Source organism: Tabrizicola aquatica, from assembly GCF_002900975.1.
GTDB classification, from domain to species: domain Bacteria; phylum Pseudomonadota; class Alphaproteobacteria; order Rhodobacterales; family Rhodobacteraceae; genus Tabrizicola; species Tabrizicola aquatica.
In genome coordinates this window covers 1395982-1413747 of sequence record NZ_PJON01000001.1, presented here as the reverse complement: position 1 = coordinate 1413747, position 17766 = coordinate 1395982, and the positions used below count along the sequence as shown (strand labels likewise).

At 64.2% G+C, this 17766-nt stretch carries 19 protein-coding genes; 11 read left to right on the top strand and 8 right to left on the bottom strand.

Annotated elements, in window-relative coordinates:
* Positions 1–64: 64 nt before the first annotated feature.
* The 7 genes from CXR42_RS06930 to CXR42_RS06900 all read left to right on the top strand — a co-directional run bounded on the left by CXR42_RS06930 (position 65) and on the right by CXR42_RS06900 (position 6915).
* Entirely contained in the window at positions 65–1030 is a 966-nt protein-coding gene (locus CXR42_RS06930) for an ABC transporter substrate-binding protein (RefSeq protein ID WP_103256693.1), read from the top strand.
* A 66-nt stretch (positions 1031–1096) separates the two neighbouring features.
* A complete protein-coding gene (locus CXR42_RS06925) occupies positions 1097–1861 on the top strand; it encodes an ABC transporter permease (protein ID WP_245875356.1) in 765 nt (254 codons plus the stop codon).
* A gap of 19 nt (positions 1862–1880) precedes the next feature.
* Positions 1881–2639: an ABC transporter ATP-binding protein gene (locus CXR42_RS06920; RefSeq protein WP_245875355.1), complete on the top strand. Its 759-nt coding sequence runs from the start codon at positions 1881–1883 to the stop codon at positions 2637–2639.
* Between the two features lie 6 nt (positions 2640–2645).
* On the top strand, positions 2646–3398 hold the full coding sequence (locus tag CXR42_RS06915; protein WP_103256691.1) for an ABC transporter permease: 753 nt from the start codon (positions 2646–2648) through the stop codon (positions 3396–3398).
* Between the two features lie 38 nt (positions 3399–3436).
* On the top strand, positions 3437–4969 hold the full coding sequence (locus CXR42_RS06910; protein WP_103256690.1) for an acyl--CoA ligase: 1533 nt from the start codon (positions 3437–3439) through the stop codon (positions 4967–4969).
* Positions 4970–4980: 11 nt separating this feature from the next.
* Positions 4981–5958, top strand: a complete 978-nt coding sequence (locus tag CXR42_RS06905; RefSeq protein ID WP_103256689.1) for a 2-dehydropantoate 2-reductase — start codon at positions 4981–4983, stop codon at positions 5956–5958.
* Positions 5959–5970: 12 nt separating this feature from the next.
* Positions 5971–6915, top strand: coding sequence for an NAD(P)/FAD-dependent oxidoreductase (locus tag CXR42_RS06900; RefSeq protein ID WP_103256688.1), 945 nt, complete (start codon positions 5971–5973; stop codon positions 6913–6915).
* A 3-nt stretch (positions 6916–6918) separates the two neighbouring features.
* On the opposite strand, the gene CXR42_RS06895 is transcribed toward CXR42_RS06900, so the two are convergent.
* Positions 6919–7719 carry an alpha/beta hydrolase gene (locus CXR42_RS06895; RefSeq protein ID WP_103256687.1) on the bottom strand — a complete coding sequence of 267 codons (801 nt, stop codon included), beginning with the start codon at positions 7717–7719 and terminating at the stop codon, positions 6919–6921.
* A 161-nt stretch (positions 7720–7880) separates the two neighbouring features.
* On the opposite strand from CXR42_RS06895, the gene thrS reads away from it, so the two are divergent.
* Positions 7881–9821 (top strand): threonine--tRNA ligase, encoded by a 1941-nt coding sequence (gene thrS / locus CXR42_RS06890; protein WP_103256686.1) that lies wholly within the window; start codon positions 7881–7883, stop codon positions 9819–9821.
* 202 nt (positions 9822–10023) lie between these two features.
* Positions 10024–10230 (top strand): cold-shock protein, encoded by a 207-nt coding sequence (locus tag CXR42_RS06885; protein ID WP_103256685.1) that lies wholly within the window; start codon positions 10024–10026, stop codon positions 10228–10230.
* Here CXR42_RS06885 and CXR42_RS06880 read toward each other — a convergent pair.
* Entirely contained in the window at positions 10227–10553 is a 327-nt protein-coding gene (locus CXR42_RS06880) for an arsenate reductase family protein (protein ID WP_103256684.1), read from the bottom strand. The two genes, CXR42_RS06885 and CXR42_RS06880, sit on opposite strands and share 4 nt — an antisense overlap.
* Positions 10554–10639: 86 nt before the next feature.
* Positions 10640–11032, bottom strand: a complete 393-nt coding sequence (locus tag CXR42_RS06875; RefSeq protein ID WP_103256683.1) for a DUF2177 family protein — start codon at positions 11030–11032, stop codon at positions 10640–10642.
* 133 nt (positions 11033–11165) lie between these two features.
* On the opposite strand from CXR42_RS06875, the gene CXR42_RS06870 reads away from it, so the two are divergent.
* On the top strand, positions 11166–12161 hold the full coding sequence (locus tag CXR42_RS06870) for a peptidoglycan-binding domain-containing protein (RefSeq protein WP_180995979.1): 996 nt from the start codon (positions 11166–11168) through the stop codon (positions 12159–12161).
* A gap of 208 nt (positions 12162–12369) precedes the next feature.
* On the opposite strand, the gene CXR42_RS06865 is transcribed toward CXR42_RS06870, so the two are convergent.
* The 3 genes from CXR42_RS06865 to thyX all read right to left on the bottom strand — a co-directional run bounded on the left by CXR42_RS06865 (position 12370) and on the right by thyX (position 15287).
* Positions 12370–12597, bottom strand: a complete 228-nt coding sequence (locus CXR42_RS06865; RefSeq protein ID WP_103256681.1) for a hypothetical protein — start codon at positions 12595–12597, stop codon at positions 12370–12372.
* A gap of 167 nt (positions 12598–12764) precedes the next feature.
* Positions 12765–14375: a DUF262 domain-containing protein gene (locus CXR42_RS06860; protein ID WP_103256680.1), complete on the bottom strand. Its 1611-nt coding sequence runs from the start codon at positions 14373–14375 to the stop codon at positions 12765–12767.
* Between the two features lie 6 nt (positions 14376–14381).
* Positions 14382–15287: an FAD-dependent thymidylate synthase gene (gene thyX / locus CXR42_RS06855; RefSeq protein WP_103256679.1), complete on the bottom strand. Its 906-nt coding sequence runs from the start codon at positions 15285–15287 to the stop codon at positions 14382–14384.
* A gap of 84 nt (positions 15288–15371) precedes the next feature.
* Here thyX and CXR42_RS06850 point away from each other — a divergent pair, with 84 nt between their 5' ends.
* On the top strand, positions 15372–15800 hold the full coding sequence (locus tag CXR42_RS06850; protein ID WP_103257076.1) for a VOC family protein: 429 nt from the start codon (positions 15372–15374) through the stop codon (positions 15798–15800).
* A 394-nt stretch (positions 15801–16194) separates the two neighbouring features.
* On the opposite strand, the gene ribD is transcribed toward CXR42_RS06850, so the two are convergent.
* Together ribD and nrdR are read right to left on the bottom strand one after the other, a co-directional pair.
* Positions 16195–17301 carry a bifunctional diaminohydroxyphosphoribosylaminopyrimidine deaminase/5-amino-6-(5-phosphoribosylamino)uracil reductase RibD gene (gene ribD / locus CXR42_RS06840; protein WP_281256713.1) on the bottom strand — a complete coding sequence of 369 codons (1107 nt, stop codon included), beginning with the start codon at positions 17299–17301 and terminating at the stop codon, positions 16195–16197.
* Entirely contained in the window at positions 17298–17765 is a 468-nt protein-coding gene (gene nrdR, locus CXR42_RS06835) for a transcriptional regulator NrdR (RefSeq protein WP_103256677.1), read from the bottom strand. The genes ribD and nrdR overlap by 4 nt, the downstream gene beginning before the upstream one ends.
* Position 17766: the final 1 nt, after the last annotated feature.

The following is a 17766-nucleotide window of genomic DNA, read 5'->3' as shown; positions in this document are numbered from 1 at the left end:
AAGGACGAAAGGAAGCCAAGCCCGGACATATCGGTAGTGAACTGAATTCTCAGGGAGGAGAATCATGAACGCCTTCATCGCAAGACTTGCAGGGGTCGCCCTTGCAACCGGCATGACCCTGTCGGCCGCGCAGGCCGAGACGATCCGCATCGCGCTGGCCGAGCCGCCCTCGGACGAAATGGCGGCCTTCTTCGTGGCGCTGGACCGCGCCAAGGCCAATGGGCTGGACTATGAATGGACCGCCTTCGCCGAGGAAGAACTGGCCATTCAGGCGGTTCTGAGCGGCGACATGGATATCGCCTTCGGCACGCCCTACGCCGCCATGCAGCGGTCGAAAGCGCCTGTGCGGATCATCTTCCAGTTGTCCAAGCTGGTGTTCTTCCCGGTCACCACCAAGGAATTCACCACGCTTAAGGACCTGGATGGCCAGCCGATCATGCTGCACTCGCGCGGGGGCGGGACGGATTCCATCGCCAACGTGATCGAGCAGAAAGAGGGCATCACCTTCGGTGAGCGGTCCTATGTGCCGGGCTCGGGCAACCGGGTTGCGGCGATGCTGGCGGGGCAGGGGAACGCCACCATCCTGGATCTGTCCAACCGCAACAAGATCATCGAGGAGGCGGGCGACCGCTTCAACTCGCTGCCGATGTTCGAGGTGAAGGCCAGTGACGAGGCGCTGTTCGCCAACCTGGACTGGATCAAGGAAAACGAAGAGGCGGTGAACATCCTGGTCAAGGCGCTGCACAGCACCTGGTCCGACATGGCGAAGGACCCGACGATCATCCGCCGCGAGACCAGCCCGGACGGCCCGATCGGCCAGCTTCCGGCCGAAGTGCTGGCCGAGATCGACGAGTTCTACACCGAAGCGGTGGCCGGTGGTCTGTACGATCCGAACGGTGGTGGCCGCGAGGCGGCGAAGGCCGACATGGAATGGTATGTCGAAGCCGGCCAGCTGGAAGGCGATCCCGCGACGCTGAACCTGGAGGACTTCTGGTACTTTGCCCCGCTTGACGCGGCGATGGCCCAGTAAAGTCCCTGACCGTCGGCGGCCCGGCTGCCGACGGTTCCCCTTCCCTGGCCCAAGGCGGACCGCGACGTGCTGAAACACCGTCCTCTCATGCTGAAGCTTCTCTCGGCCCTGATCGTGTTCGGGGCCTGGGAGATCGCGGGGCGCGTCCCCGTCAGCTATGCCTTTCCCACCTTCATCGACTCGATGGCCGCGCTGGCGCGGATGACCTTCGACGGGTCCATTTTCGTGGCCTATGCCGAAACCCTGCAACCCCTGGTGGTGGGCGTCCTGATCTCGGCCGTGTTCGGCATCGGGCTTGGCCTGTGGATCGGGCTGAGCAAGGGGTTCGAATGGCTGTTCTCGCCGATCTTCATCGTCATGCAGGCCGCCCCGCTGGCGGCGCTGATCCCGCTTCTGGTGATGGTCTATGGCATCGGCCTGACCTCCAAGGTCTTTGTGGTCTGCATCATGGCGATGCCGGTGATCGTGTTGAACACCGCCTCGGCCGTGCGCAACACGCCGGCGTCGCTGAAGGAAATGGCCACCTCGTTCCTGGCGCATGACCGGGACGTGCTGTTGAAGATCATCCTGCCGGCGGCCTCGCCCGTCATCTTTTCGGGCCTGCGCCTGGGTGTTTCGGCGGGGTTCATCGGGGCCATCCTGTCCGAACTGAAAATCACGCCGACCGGAGTTGGCGATATCATCACCTACAGCCGCTCGATCGCCGACTATCCCAGCATGTATGCGGCGATCTTCTCGATCATCCTTCTGGCAGTGATCTTCCTGAACCTGCTTGAGAAGCTTGAAGACATCCTCTTCGAAGGGAACAACCGTGGATATGCAGCCGATTAAGCCAGATACACGGCAGGCCGTGACCGATAGCGCCGTTTCAGTCCGCAACGTCTCGAAGGTCTATGGCGACGTTCAGGCGCTGAAGGACCTGTCGCTGGAATTTCCGCGCGGCGAGTTGACCTCGCTTCTCGGCCCCTCGGGCTGCGGCAAGACCACGCTGCTGAAGATCATCGCGGGCCTGTTGCCGGCGACCTCGGGCGAGATCGAGGTGAACGGGGTCAAGGTTACCGGCCCCGGCCCCGACCGGTCCTTCGTGTTCCAGGACTTTGCGCTGTTGCCCTGGGCCAGCGTGATCCGCAACGTGGCCTTCGGGCTGGAATTGCGGGGCGTGGCCAAGTCGGAACGCGAGGCGATTGCCGAGAAATACATCCGCGAGGTCGGGCTGGCCGGGTTCGAGAAGAAGTTCCCGCACCAGCTTTCCGGCGGCATGCGCCAGCGCGTGGGCCTGGCGCGGGCGCTGTCGGTGAATGCGCAGGTGCTGCTGTTGGACGAGCCGTTCTCGGCCGTCGACGAGCAGACCCGCCGCAAGTTCCAGGAGGACCTGCTGGAACTGGTGAAGAACGAGAAAAAGACCTTCATCTTCGTCACCCACTCCATCGAAGAGGCGGTCTATGTCTCGGACCAGATCGCCATCCTGCTGCCGCGCCCCAGCCGGGTGTCCGAGATCATCCGCCCCTCCAGCTTCCGCGACAAAAGCGTGGACAACATCCGCCGCGACCCGGAATACCTGGATATCGTCGACCGGATCTGGGCCTCGCTGCGCAGCTATGTGGAGTAGGGTCCAATGACGCTTTATGGCTTCAAGCTGCCGGCTCTGTCGTCGCTGCTCATCTGGGCGCTGTTGTGGGAGGTGGTGGGTCGCCTGGAACTGACCTTCTTCATTCCGCCGTTTTCCGAAGTGCTGGCAACCCTGATTGGCCTGATCCCGACCCCGGCCTTCCTGAACGCGCTTTGGGTCACGTCCTATGCCTTTCTGGCGGGGGTCTTTTTCGCCATCGTGATCGGTATCCCGACCGGCATCCTGATGGGCAAGAACCGCATCGTGGACGAGCTTTTGTTGCCTTGGGTCAACATCTTCCTGTCGGCGCCGCTGACCGCGCTGGTGCCTGTGCTGATGGTGCTGTTCGGCTTTGGGACCAAGACGGTGATCATCACCACCACGCTTTTCGCGATCTGGATCATCATTCTGAACGCCCGCGCCGGGGTGCGGCAGATCAACCGGTCGCTGGTGGAGATGGCGCGCAGCTTCGGGGCCTCGCCGATGGATGCCTTCGTCAAGGTCTACTTCTGGGCCGCCCTGCCGGAAATCCTGGGCGGCGTGCGGATCGGGGTGATCCGGGCGGTGAAGGGGGTGATCATCGGCCAGTTGCTGATCTCGATCGTCGGGTTCGGCGCCCTGTTCGAACTTTATTCCAGCAAGTTCCTGATGGCCGAATTCTGGGCGGTGCTGATCGTGCTGTTCGGCCTGGCCTTCGCCCTGTCGGAATTCCTGGCTTATCTGGAGCGCAAGGTTTCCTACTATGCCGCATCGCGCTAACTCCGTCTGGCTGACCCTGTGAACGAAAGAGAACACCCATGACCGCCACAGTTTCTGCGTTGCTGGCCGACACGCCGGCCGGGTCAAATGCCATCGGGGCACCGGGCCGCGCCTGGCTGACCTATGGCGGCCTGCGGTCCCTGGCGGCCGAGGTGGAAGCCGACCTGCGCCGCTTTGGCATTGGCGCTGCGGACCGGGTGGCGATCGTGCTGCCGAACGGGCCAGAGATGGCCACGGCCTTCATCACCATCGCGCAGGCGGCGGTGACGGCACCGCTGAACCCAGCCTATCAGGAGAAGGAGTTCAGCTTCTATCTGGAGGATCTGAAGGCCAAGGCCATCGTCGTGCCCGACGGCTATGACGGGCCGGCGCTGGCGGCGGCGAACCCGCTGGGGATGACCGTCCTGCGCCTGCACAGCGATGCGGGCGCCCCGGCCGGCCAGTTCCGGCTAAGCGGCCCGCAGTCCGCCACGCCCGCCCCGGCCGGCCAGCCCGGGCCGGATGCGACGGCGCTGATCCTGCACACCTCGGGCACCACGTCGCGGCCGAAGATCGTGCCCTTGTTGCAGTCGAACCTTGTCGCCTCGGCCCGGAACATCGGAGCGTCGCTGGCGCTGACCGCCGGGGATCGCTGCCTGAACGTGATGCCGCTGTTCCACATCCACGGCCTGATCGCCGCCGTCACGGCCTCGCTCGCCGCTGGCAGTTCGGTCTGGTGCGCGCCGGGGTTCGACGCGCTGAAGTTCTTCGGCTGGATGAAAGAGGCAGAGCCGACCTGGTACACCGCCGTCCCGACCATGCACCAGGCGATCCTGTCGCGTGCCGCCCGCAACCGCGACGTGATCGAGGCGCATCCGCTGCGGTTCCTGCGCTCCTCCTCGGCCTCGCTGCCGGCGCAGGTGATGCTGGAACTGGCCGAGACCTTCCAGGCTCCGGTGATCGAGGCCTATGGCATGACCGAGGCCACGCACCAGATGGCCTGCAACCCCCTGCCGCCCCGCGCGCAGAAGCCGGGGTCGGTCGGTGTGGCCGCCGGTCCCTTGCTGCGCATCGCGCATGAGGTGGAGAACCGCCTGATCGATGGCACGGGCGAAGTGGTGATCTCGGGCCCGAACGTGACGCCGGGCTATGAAGGCAACCCCGACGCCAACGCGAAGAATTTCTTTCAGGCCGACGGTCTGCGCTGGTTCCGCACCGGCGACCAGGGTGCCCTGGACGACGAGGGCTATCTGCGTCTGACCGGGCGGCTGAAAGAGATCATCAACCGTGGCGGCGAGAAGATCAGTCCGCTGGAGGTGGATGGGGTGCTGCTGGATCACCCGGCGATCCAGCAGGTGGTCGCCTTTGCCATGCCGCATCCGAAACTGGGCGAAGAGGTCGCCGCCGCCGTCGTCCTGCGCGAAGGCCAGACCGCGACCGAACGCGAAATCCGGGATTTCTGCGCCAGCCGCATGGCCGATTTCAAGGTGCCGCGCCGGGTGGTGATCCTGGAGGAGATTCCCAAGGGGGCGACCGGCAAGCTGCAGCGGATCGGGCTGGCCGAGAAACTGGGGCTTGGCCAACCGGCCTGAAGGAACGGCACATGAAAATCTGCATCTTCGGCGCCGGCGCGATCGGCGGTTACATGGCGGCCAAGCTGGTGCAAGCTGGGGCCGATGTCAGCATCGTCGCCCGCGGGCCGCATCTGGCGGCGATCCAGTCCAAGGGCCTGACCTTGCTGGAAGAGGGCGCGGAGCCCGTCACCGTCCCGGTCCGGGCCAGCGCCAATGCCGCCGACCTTGGGCCGCAGGACTATCTGATCGTCACCCTCAAGGCCCATTCGGTGCCGCCGGTGGTCGGCGCGATGCAGCCGCTGATCGGGCCAGAGACGACCATCGTCAGCGGCGTGAACGGCGTGCCCTGGTGGTATTTCCACAAGATCGGCGGCCCGTTGGAGGGCACACGCCTGCACAGCGTCGATCCCGGCAATGTGCAGTGGGAGGGCTTCGGCCCCGACCGCGTGCTGGGCTGCGTCGTCTATCCGGCTGCCGAGGTCAGCGAGCCTGGCACGATCCGCCATATCGAGGGCAACCGCTTTTCGCTGGGCGAACCGGACGGGTCGAAATCCGACCGCGCGACCGCCTTGTCGCAGGCCTTGCAGGCGGCGGGGTTGAAGGCCCCGGTCCGGCCCCGCCTGCGCGATGAGATCTGGGTCAAGCTGTGGGGCAACCTGTCCTTCAACCCGATCTCGGCCCTGACCCATGCCACTCTGGACGTACTTTGCACCGACCCCGGCACCCGCGACGTGGCGCGGCGGATGATGGTCGAGGCGCAGGTGGTGGCCGAAAAGCTGGGCGTCAGTTTTCCGATTGATGTGGAGCGTCGGATCGACGGCGGGGCGGCAGTCGGGGCGCATCGCACCTCGATGCTGCAGGATCTGGACGCCGGCCGCCCGATGGAGATCGACGCGCTGGTCGGCTCGGTGCAGGAGTTGGGCCGGATCACCGACACGCCGACACCCACTATCGACACGGTTCTGGCTCTGGTCGCCCTGCGCGGCCGGGTGGCGGGGCTGTATTAAGGGGCTGCGGGCATGAAGATCGCGATTGTCGGGGCTGGCGTGGCCGGGCTGACCTGCGCCCGGGCTATGGTAAAGGCCGGGCTGGCGCCGGTCATCTTCGACAAAAGCCGGGGGGTGGGCGGACGGCTAGCCACCCGCCGGGCCGAGCCGGGGTTGCAGTTCGACCACGGCGCGCCCTATCTGACCGCGACCGGGTCGGGCTTCGCCGAGGTCTTGCGGCAGGCCGAGGAGGCCGGTGCGCTGGCGGGGTGGCAGGGGCCGTTGCGCGCCGCCGATGCCGGGGCGGCGGCCTTTGTCGGGCTTCCGGGGATGTCCGGTTTCGCGCGGTATCTGGCCGAGGGGCTTGAGGTTCAGGCGGGTGCCACGGTGACTGCCGTGACGGCGGAAGGCTCCGGTTGGCGCGTGGCTTGGGGCGATCAGGCCCAGGTCTTTGACCGCGTGATCCTGACGCTGCCCGCGCCGCAGATCCTGCGGATGATCGCCCCGGACCTTTCTTTGGCCTCGGCGCTTCGTGCGGTCGAGATGGCACCCTGTCTGACGCTGATGGCGGCCTTCAAAGGGGTGTGCGCATCGCCCGCACCTGAGCGGACGGAGACTGACGATCTCGACTGGATTGCGCTGGACAGCGCCAAGCCGGGGCGGGACGGGGGGCGGCAGTGCTGGGTCGCGCAGGCCAATGCCGCGTTCAGCCGCCGCCACCTGGAGCTTGAACCGCCGCAGATCGCCGAACGGATGCTGCCGCTTCTTTGCCGCCATATCGGCAGGCGGCCGGCCGAGGCGACCCATGCGGTCGCGCATCGCTGGCGCTTTTCCCAGGCCGAGCGGCCCCTGGGCCAGCCCTTCCTGGCCGATCCGTCGCAAGGCTTGTTTGCGGGCGGGGACTGGTGCCTGGGTCGAACGGTCGAGGATGCCTGGACCAGCGGCCGGGCGCTTGCGGCGCAGTTGCTGGGCGCCTGACGCCTAGCCCAGGTGCGTCAGCGACAGGACCTCGGTCCCCTCGGCGCCCTGGCCAGCGTCGCGGACGGCCAGCACCTCTTCGACGCTCTGGGTCAGCAGGGCCAGGCAGGCGGGGGTCGAGAAGCGGTGGTCCGCCTCCTTGACCAGCGTCAGCCGCAGGTCGGGGCTGGAGATGTGGTCCAGAAGACCGACCGCCACGGCCGGGGGCACGTCCACATCTGCGGTGCCCTGCAACAGGCGTACCGGGATCGGCAGGTGCAGCGGGCTGCGCAGAACCAGGTTCTCGCGCCCGTCCTCGATCAGCCGGCGGGTGATCGGGTAAGGGTCGGCGGAATAGTCCGAGGGGCGATAGAAGATGCCGTCCTCCATCAGCCGGGTCCGTTCGGCCAGGGTCAGCTCTTCGTCCCACATCCGTTCGGTGAAATCCGGTGCGGCGGCGATGCCGACCAGCCCGGCCACCTTTTCCGGCATGTCGCGCGCCAGCAACAGCGCGATCCAGCCGCCCATGGACGACCCCACCAGGACCTGCGGCCCTTCGGTCAGCACCTCCAACAGCGCGGCCGCATCCGCGCGCCAGTCCGACAGGGCCAGTTCCTCGAACACCCCGCGTGAGGCGCCGTGGCCGGAATAGTCGAACCGCAGGAAGCTGCGGCCCGTCGCCTCGGCCCAGGCTTGCAGGTGCAGGGCCTTGGACCCGGTCATGTCCGAGCGGAAGCCGCCCAGAAAGACCACGCCCGGCTCGCGGCCGGGGGTGCGGTGATAGGCGATGTGGCGGCCTTGCGGGGTGGTGAGGAAGGTGGTCATGGGGGTGAATATAAGCCGCATCGCGGCGGACGTGAGGCAGGCCGCGACCGCCGGGCGAAGTTCCGCGCATGGCTTGACTTCGCCCCCCCGCTTGGGCAAGACGATGCGACATAACCCGCAACCGGGCGTTTCGTAGGCGCCAAACTGACGAGGAGACGGCCATGAGCCAGATTTCCCTGACATTTCCCGACGGCAACATCCGCCAGTATCCGGCGGGCGTGACCCCTGCCGAAGTGGCGGCAAGCATTGCCCCCTCTCTGGCCAAGGCGTCGATCTCGGCGCAGGTCAACGGCAAGCACTGGGACCTGGCCTGGCCGATCCCCGCCGACGCGACCATTGCGCTGAACACGCTGAAGGACGACGCCCCGGCGCTGGAGCTGATCCGGCACGATCTGGCCCACATCATGGCCCGCGCGGTGCAGGAAATCTGGCCGGACGTGAAGGTCACCATCGGCCCGGTCCGCGACTATGGCTGGTTCTATGATTTCGACCGGGAAGAGCCGTTCACGCCCGAGGACCTTGGCCAGATCGAAGCGCGGATGAAGCAGATCATCAACGCCCGCGACCCGGTGCGGACCGAGGTCTGGGACCGCGCCCGCGCGGTGGAATATTACCGGGGCCGGGGCGAACCCTTCAAACTGGAGCTGATCGACCGCATCCCCGAGGGCGAGGATCTGCGGATGTATTGGCACGGGCCCTGGCAGGACCTGTGCCGGGGGCCGCACCTCCAGCACACGGGCCAGGTTCCGGCGGATGCGTTCAAGCTGACGCATGTCGCGGGGGCCTACTGGCTGGGCGATGCTTCGCGGCCCATGCTGCAGCGGATCTACGGCGTGGCGTTCAAGAACCGCGACGACCTAAAGGCGCACCTCACGATGCTGGAGGAGGCCGCCAAGCGCGACCACCGCAAGCTTGGCCGTGAGATGGAACTGTTCCACCTGCAGGAAGAAGCGCCGGGCATGGTGTTCTGGCACCCGAACGGCTGGACGATCTATCGCCAGCTTGAGGATTACATGCGCGGCCGTCTGCGGCAGGCGGGCTACAAGGAAATCAAGACGCCGCAGGTCGTGGACCGGGTGTTGTGGGAAAAGTCGGGCCACTGGGAGGCCTACCGCGAGAACATGTTCATCGTGGAGGTCGACGAAGAGGGCGCCAAGGAAAAGCGCATCAACGCGCTGAAGCCGATGAACTGCCCCTGCCATGTGCAGGTGTTCAACCAGGGCCTGAAGTCCTACCGCGACCTGCCCTTGCGGCTGGCCGAGTTCGGGTCGTGCCATCGGTATGAATCGTCGGGGTCCATGCACGGGCTGATGCGCGTGCGCGGCTTCACGCAGGACGATGCCCATATCTTCTGCACCGAGGATCAGATCGAGGCCGAATGCGCCGGGTTCATCGCGCTTTTGTCCAGCGTTTACAAGGACCTGGGGTTCGAGAAGTTCGACATCAAGTTGTCCACCCGGCCCGAGGTTCGGGTTGGCAGCGACGAAGTCTGGGACAAGGCCGAAACCGCGCTGCAAAAGGCGATCGAGGGTCTGGGCCTGCCCTATACGATCAACCCCGGCGACGGGGCGTTCTATGGGCCGAAGCTGGACTTCAAGCTGACCGACGCCATCGGGCGCGAATGGCAGTGCGGGACGTTCCAGGCCGACTTCAACCTGCCGGTCCGGCTGGATGCGGAATATGTGGGCGAGGACGGGGCCAAGCACCGCCCGGTCATGCTGCACCGCGCGGTCCTGGGCTCGTTTGAACGCTTCATCGGCATCCTGCTGGAGAACTACGCCGGCAAACTGCCGTTCTGGCTGGCGCCGCGGCAGGTTGTGGTGGCCAGCATCGTCTCGGACGCCGACCCGTTCGTGCATGAGGTCGTGGCCGCCCTGCGCAAGGCGGGGGTCCGGGCCGAGGCGGACGTGCGCAACGAGAAGATCAATTACAAGGTCCGTGAGCATTCCGTCGGCAAGGTCCCGGTGATCCTGGCCATCGGGATGCAAGAGGTCGAGGGCCGCACGGTCAGCGTCCGCCGCCTGGGTGAAACCCGGACCGAGACAATCTCGCTGGACGAGGCCATCGCCCGCTTCGGCCTTGAGGCGCTGCCCCCCGGCTGATGCAGGCCTGCCCGCAAAACAGGCGTCCCGGTTGCCGACCGGGCCGACTGTTCGCGTTGCGGCTTGATTTTCAGCGAATGATTGGCATCATCGCCGCAGTGACGACAGAATTCCTGCACGGCTCTCTGAACGAAGCCCTGGAAGACCTGGTGGCACGGCTCGCGGCAATGACGCCGCGGGGGGTTCTGAGAGGAGAAGCGGAATGCCGACAGGCACCGTGAAATGGTTCAACGCTACCAAGGGCTATGGCTTCATCGCGCCGGATGACGGCGGCAAGGATGTGTTCGTCCACATCTCGGCCGTGGAACGTGCTGGGCTGAAGGGCCTTAGCGACAACCAGAAGATCGGCTACGAACTGCAGTCGGGCCGCGACGGCAAGCAGTCGGCCGGCGACCTGCGTCTGCTCTAACTGGTCAGCGCGGCTTCGGTCGCGCTGTCCCATCCCAGATACCAGCGCTCACCGTCCTGGATGACCGGCCGTTTCATCACGGTCGGCTGCGCCATGATCTGTGCTTCGGGGTCCGAGGCCTTCAGGAAATCGTTGAAGCTGCGATAGGTGGTGGATTGCTGGTTCACCGCCTTCGACCCGAACTCCTGCACGATCCGGTCAACTTCATCCTGGGTCAACGGGTTGGCCCGGATGTCGCGAAAGCTGACGTCCTTGCCCGCCCGCTCCAGCGCCTTGAGGGCCTTTTTGCAGGTGTCGCAGGTCGGGATGCCGTAAAGGATCATGGAACTTCCTTCCGTCCGCGCGGGACGTTCCGTATCAAGGGCTTGACCTTACGGGTAGCATGGCAGGCCGGTGGCCGCAAAGGCCCTTAGCCATGGATCATCCGGGTGATCGTCACCCCAGCCCAGGCCGAAAACGCCGTGAGGAACCCGCCCCAGGCGACATCCGTCGCCACCATCGTCCAGTGCCAGTCCCGCATCACGCTCCATGAGGTGAATTCATAGGTGCCATAGGCCATCAATCCGATGACCAGTGCGGGCAGAAGAAGCGGCGCGCCGGTTTTCAGCGCGGGAAGGGATACCAGGTAGACCAACCCCGCGATGTAGGCCAGATAGAACAGCGCCGCCGGGGCGATGCGGATCGGCTCGGCCAGAAGCGGGCCGATGTGGCGGCTGAAAAGCGGCTTCATCACCAGGGTCAGCATGATCGCATCCAGGATCAGGAACACGGCGGCGGTGGCGGTGTACAGGGTAAGGGTCATGCGGGGGCTCCTTCGGCAAGAAAGGTAGCATGCCGGCACGGGCTGACCAGCACCCGCTTGCAACCGACGGCCGATCCCGGTGTTATCCCAGCAAGCGCGGCGGATGCCGCTGTGGGATGGAAAGGATGTTCCGATGCGGTTGCTTTCATTGCCCCTGGCCATGGCGGCCGGCCTTGCCCTTACCGGTCCTGCCCCCGCGCAGGATCTGGGCGACGTGATCGGCGGGATCGCGCAAGAGCTGATCCAGCAAGAGCTTGATCGCAACGCCTGGATCGCGGCGCAGGAGGCGAACACGGTCCGCGCCTACCGCGACTACCTGGCAAAGTTCCCCAAGGGGGCCTATCGCGCCCGGGCCGAACAGGCGCTGGCCCGGCTGGGCGCCCCGGCCGAGGGCACGGCCGATGCGGCCGCACAGGCCGAGGCGCGGCTGCGGATCACCACCGCCCAGAAGGTCGCCGTCCAGCGCGAACTGACGCGGCTGGGCTACCGGACCTACGGGACCGACGGGGTCTGGGGCCGCAATACCCGGACCGCGATCGCGACCTGGCAGCGCGACCGGGGGGACAAGGTGACGGGCTATGTGACCGAGGCCCAGCTGAAGGTCCTGCTGCGCGGGGCCGTGGTGACGCCGCCCGAGGACGAGGATGACGACCTCACCCCGGCGCAGGTCGAGGCCGCGCTGAAACTGACGCGGACCCAGCGGGTGACGATCCAGCGGCAGCTTTCCGACCTGGGCTATGATCCCGGGGTGGCGGACGGGCTGTGGGGGGCCAAGACGCGGGCGTCGATCCGGGGCTGGCAGCGGGCGAACCGGCAGGCCCAGACCGGCTACATGACGGCGGCGCAGGTCAAGCTTCTGGCCAGCCAGGCGGGGGCGGAGGCACCCGCTTCGGGGGCCGACAGCGAGGCCGCGCTGGAGGAGAGCCTGCTGGGCCTGACCCGGACCGAGCGGGTCGACCTGCAACGCCGGCTGACCCGCCTGGGCTATGACCCGCAGCGGACCGACGGGACCTTCGGGCCGGGCACCCGCCGGGCCATCGCCGAGTGGCAGGCCGACGGCGGAGAGCCGGTGACGGGCTACCTGACGGCCGACCAGGTGCGGCTGATCCGGGTCGAGACGGGCGGGTGACGGGGGCCGCAAGGACCTCTGTCCACGGTGGACATTTTGGGATTGTCGTTCGGGTCCAATGGGTTGGTCGTGGGCGTTAGGGGTTTGTTAAGGCGGTGGTTAATGCCCCGTTAGCCAGCCTTCGCCTTGTCGCGAAGCCAGTTGGCAAGGTCGCCATCCTCCATCAGCCCTTGAGCGCAGCGGATGATGATCTGGCCGATTTCTTCGGTCAGGTCTCCCGGGCGTTGAGGGCTGCGAAAAGCTCGTCGAAGGAGTCGTAGCCCGGGTGCGTCGGGTCAGCCCATTCGGGGTGGGCGAGTTCGGCGGGGATCAAATAGGCCGCGACTTCGGAGTTCTTCAGGATTGCCACAGGCTCTCCCTTCGCCCGCGCGAGGACTTTGTGCGGTTCGCGGAGTTCGGTGATCGTGGCGATCTGGCGGGTGAGGAGGTGGGTCACTTGGTGATGTCCTGTGATATGAAGTGAAATGTATATTAGAATGTGGGTTTTGGCAAAAGTGAGCACCGGCACCGCGCGCCCCTGCGTTTGGGGCGACAGCGGTCCGGTGGACTGTTTTCAGGGGTGATGGGCCGGGTGGGGTTGCGAGGGCCGGGCTGGCGGTGGGTTTAGTATCCACAAAGCTTCAAAGCAGCTGCATGAAGATCTTCGGAACGTTGGTTTCGAAAGGCTCGGAAGTCATCTGCCAGCAGGTGATCAAAAGCCGCTGGCGAGATAAGGTTTGAGGCCAACACCTCAGCAAAATCGGCACCAATCCGCTTCTCACAATCTCGGATGTATTGAGACGGAGCTTGGTCGGAGATTGTTTTGTTGGACACCGAGGACAGCAGAGCAAAATTGCTCAAGGAGTTTATCTCCGGGGGATGAAATCCACGCTCTTTCAGAAACGCTTGAGGAAAGATGTGATGAAATTCACGATTGTTCTGCCAAGCCAGCGCTTGGGCCAACTTCACCTTCTGACCAGAAACAAGATCACGCGGATCATGCTGGGTAAGTAGCAAGCCAAGTAATTTCGAAAGCGAGGTATTTGCTCGGAATGATCGACTCTTCCAAATAGAACTCGGTGGAGTCCCAGAGCCAATGTCTAGCTCCTTTGATCCTCCCGAAGTAAATTCTTCAATCTTCTGCAAATCCATGTCCATTTGGCCGGAACTCCAGCCACTGAAATAGGTCGAGAGTGTAGTCCTCCAAAACCAGTGCTTAAGCGCGTTTACCTCTTGTGCACTTAGAGTCTGTTTTCTGCGAAAAAGTTCAGCCATCACGACAATTTGGTTCACATAAGGAACAACTTCAGCATTCGGAATCTTTAGCTGGTCATGAAGGAAGTCCGTAGCTAGCTTAAACGCTGTGACCGTAGAATCAGCGGCGGCCTTCAATTGATCAGCTGTACGGTCGCGAAGCTTGTCAATTCCACTTGTACTGAACGAAAATCCCGAGGCTGACGACATTACCCTCAATACCGCTCGACGATCAATGGTTTCAAACCCTTTGCCTGAAACGGCTTCTAGAACCTGTTGGTCGATGGTATCAACTAAGTCAAACTCTTCACTCCAAGTCGCCGCACGCATGAGGTCTACAATTGTTAGCTTCGTGCCAGTGCTGTTGATTCTTTCAAAAATCGGTGCCACATCTTCAATTGGCATATCATGCAAAGTTACTGAAGCGATCGAGTAGCTTTTGAGCAAAGCAAAAAATCGCTCCGCTTCTGTGGCGAGACCTGCTTCCCCAGCTTGCTGCAAACTTGCGACATGTGCGAAATATTTTGAGGCATCGGGAAACTTATTTAGGCGAATTTGATGTACTGGCGGCTCATCTGTTGTTGAAAGATGAATGAACTTCTTTGTCTTCAAGTCATATGCAATATTCCAAACACTATCTTCGTCACCGTGCACAGGTTTCCAAAAAAGAGCGCCGCAAATACAGGAAAGACGTTGTTGGCCATCAAGCAGATAATTTACTGGATACTCATCAGGTCTTTCCTTGAATGGAAGGCCAGCAATGTTCACCTCTGAACGAAGTTTCTGTTTACTGAGCCACAGAAGAATGCTTCCGATTGGGTAATTCTTGGAAATTGAGTCGAAGAGGTCGATTATCTGGGCGCGGTTCCACACGAAATCTCGTTGAAACTTCGGCAAGAGTATGTCGCTCTCAATAATTCGTCTTGCGAGCTCTTCAATTCTTTCGACGGATGGTTTCGGATCTCTGATAGCTGCATCCATATCTTTTTACCCCCAAACCTCCACAAACTCCCGCCATTCACCCTTCGACATGCCGGAGTCTTCCTGGCTCACGGTCTCACCAGCAAGCCTTCGTTTCAAGGCGGAAATCGCCTTGGAGGAGAGCGTCACTCCCCCCATCCGGTAGTCCTCGAATGCCCCGTAGGCCAGGGGGACCCAGTCCTTCACACAGGCCGCAATCGCCTCGGCGTAGACGCGGATTTCGTATTGGGCGTGGGGGTCGGCGCGGAGGCGGAGGAAGTGGAAGAGGTTGTGCAGGTCGACCTTCCAGTACCACTGGGTGTAGATGTTGGCGGGGAGGTTCATGCGGGCAAGCTCTCGGGCGAGGCCCTGCTGGCCGTCCTGCGACAGCATCGCCTCGTAATGGTCATAGGCGCGGTTGGCGTCGGATTTGAGGAGGTCGAGGACGCGGGCGGCTTCTTCGCCGGTCAGCACCTCGCCCCGGCCCTGGTTGTTGACGGTGGACTGGGCGGCGAGGTGTTCGGGGGCGGGGATGTAGAACTCCCGGTCCAGGATCGAGTAGCGGGCGGAGTATTCGTTGACGTTGGCGGTGCGGTGGCGGATCCACTGGCGGGCGACGAAGACGGGCAGTTTGACGTGGAGCTTGACCTCGCACATCTCGAACGGGGTGGAGTGCCAGTGGCGCATCAGGTAGCGGATCAGGCCCTCATCGTTCTGGACGTGCTTGGTGCCGGCGCCGTAGCTGACGCGGGCGGCCTGGACGATGGCCGCATCGTCGCCCATGTAGTCGATGACGCGGATGAAGCCGTGGTCAAGCACGGGGTGGGCGCGGTAGAGATGGGCCTCCATCCCTTCGGAAACGGCGCGGAGGGTGGGGCGGGGGGTGGCCCGTGCGGCCTGAATCTCGGCGAGCTGGTCGGGGGTGAGGGGCATCGGGGCCTCCGGTTGTGGCGAGTCGGGGTCTACTATAACTTGGGGTCAGGGCGGGTGATACTCGCTAGATGGATGGAGGATGAGATGGGGATCAAGTACCTGCACACGATGGTGCGCGTGAAGGATCTGGAGGCGTCGATGGCGTTCTACCGGCTGTTGGGGCTGGAGGAGACGCGGCGCTATGACAACGAGGGGGGGCGGTTCACGCTGGTGTTCATGGCACCGCCCGGCCAGCCGGAGTGCCCTGTGGAGCTGACCTACAACTGGGACGGCGACGAGGGGCTGCCGTCGGACGGGCGGCACTTCGGGCACCTGGCCTATGAGGTGGACGACATCTATGCGACCTGCGCGCATCTGCAGGCGAACGGGGTGCTGATCAACCGGCCGCCGCGGGATGGGCGGATGGCGTTTGTACGCTCGCCGGACAACGTGTCGGTGGAGTTGCTGCAGGCGGGTGGGGCGAAGGAGCCGGCGGAGCCTTGGCTGAGCATGGGCAACACCGGGCATTGGTGAGGTTAGCGGGGTCAAGCGTCTGGCATGTGTCCAGACGATGGGCGGCATTTCCGGTCATGGGCCGGGGGTGCCCCACCCCCATCCCCTGCCCACGGGGGGCGGAGCGTTTGGTGATCGCGCAGGACGGTGCGGTGGGTACCCTATGATCGGGTCGTCCGTTCATTGGGAGTTGCGATGACTGGATATCGGGCAACTCTCAAGTTAAGGATAACCGTGGGGGTTATTCTGTTCGGAATAGCCTTCCTGGATGCAGATTACGATCCATTCAGAGACCGCAGTGACTTCTTAAATTCGGCTATTGTCCTATTCATCATATTTCTTGGGGATAGGCTGTGGGCCTGGATCAGGGCGCGGATCGAGTAATGAACCCAACCTGAATCGGCTTACGGTTCGCTCAGGAATGGGTAAAAGCCCAGCGGGACAGGGTGTCTTGCCCCAGTGCCGCAGCCTCACGCAGGACAGGTCGGTGGGCTTCTCCCAACTTCAGAAGCGAAAGTGGCCCCAATGACGAATGACCCTCTGATCCGATCAGTACCCCCCCACTGAACAACGCCAATTCATCCACCAGCCCCGCCTTCACCAGCGCCGCTGCAACCGTCGCGCCGCCTTCGCTTAGGATGCGGGTGAGGCCTTTCTGGGCCAGTGCTTGCAGGGCGGCTTGCAGGTCGAGGTGGCCGTTGGTTTCAGAGATCTCAAGTAGCGTCGCTCCTGTCGCCAGCCATGCCTTGCGGGCCGGTTCGGGGGCGTTGGGGCCGTGGAGGAGCCAGACCGGGTGGTCCTTGGCGGTGCGGCCCAAGCGGCTTTCGGGGGAATGTTTGAGGCTGCGGTCCAAGACGATGCGGACGGGTTGCCTCACTGCGCCCATGTCGCGGACGGTGAGGTCGGGGTCGTCGGCCAGCGCGGTGCCGGAGCCGACCATGACGGCGTCGTGGCTCAGGCGCATGGCGTGGACTTTGCGGCGGGCTTCGGGGCCGGTGATCCAGCGGGACTCGCCTGTGGCGGTGGCGGTGCGGCCGTCGAGGGAGGCGGCGAGTTTCAGGGTGACGAAGGGGAGGCGTTGGGTCACCCGTTTCAGGAAGCCGGCGTTGAGAGCGGTGGCATCGGTTTCCAGCACGCCTTCTGTGACGGCGATGCCGGCAACGCGGAGAATGAAATGGCCCTGGCCCGATACACGGGGATCGGGGTCGGTCAGCGCCGTGACGACACGGGCCACCTTGGCCGCGATCAAGGCATTCACGCAGGGCGGAGTCTGGCCGTGGTGCGCGCAGGGTTCGAGAGTGACATAGGCGGTGGCACCCTCGGCCAGGGGCCCGGCCTGTTCCAAGGCGCGGACCTCGGCATGGGGGCGGCCGCCCGGCTGGGTCCAGCCGCGACCGACGATCACGCCGTCACGAACCAGAACGCAACCGACGGCCGGGTTCGGCCAGACATTGCCAAGACCCCGCGCCGCAAGGCGCAGGGCGTGGGCCATATGGGCCCGATCCTGGGCGGGGTCGCTCACTCTTCGGTGGCCGGGGCGGGCCGGAGTTCGCTGACGAAGCGGTCAAAGTCGTCCGCCGCCTGGAAGTTCTTGTAAACGCTGGCGAAACGGACGTAGGCGACGGTGTCGATCCGGGCCAGCGACTCCATCACGATCTCGCCGATCTGCTTGGACTGGATGTCGGTATCGCCCAAGGATTCCAGCCGCCGCACGATGCCGCTGATCATCTGGTCGATGCGTTCCGGGTCGATCGGCCGCTTCTGCATCGCGATGCGGATCGAGCGTTCCAGCTTGGTGCGGTCGAAATCCTCGCGCTTGCCCGAGGATTTGATGACCACAAGGTCACGCAACTGGACGCGTTCATAGGTGGTGAAGCGGCCGCCGCAGGCCGGACAGAACCGACGCCGGCGGATCGAGACGTGATCCTCGGCCGGGCGTGAATCCTTCACCTGCGTGTCGATGTTGCCGCAGAATGGGCAGCGCATC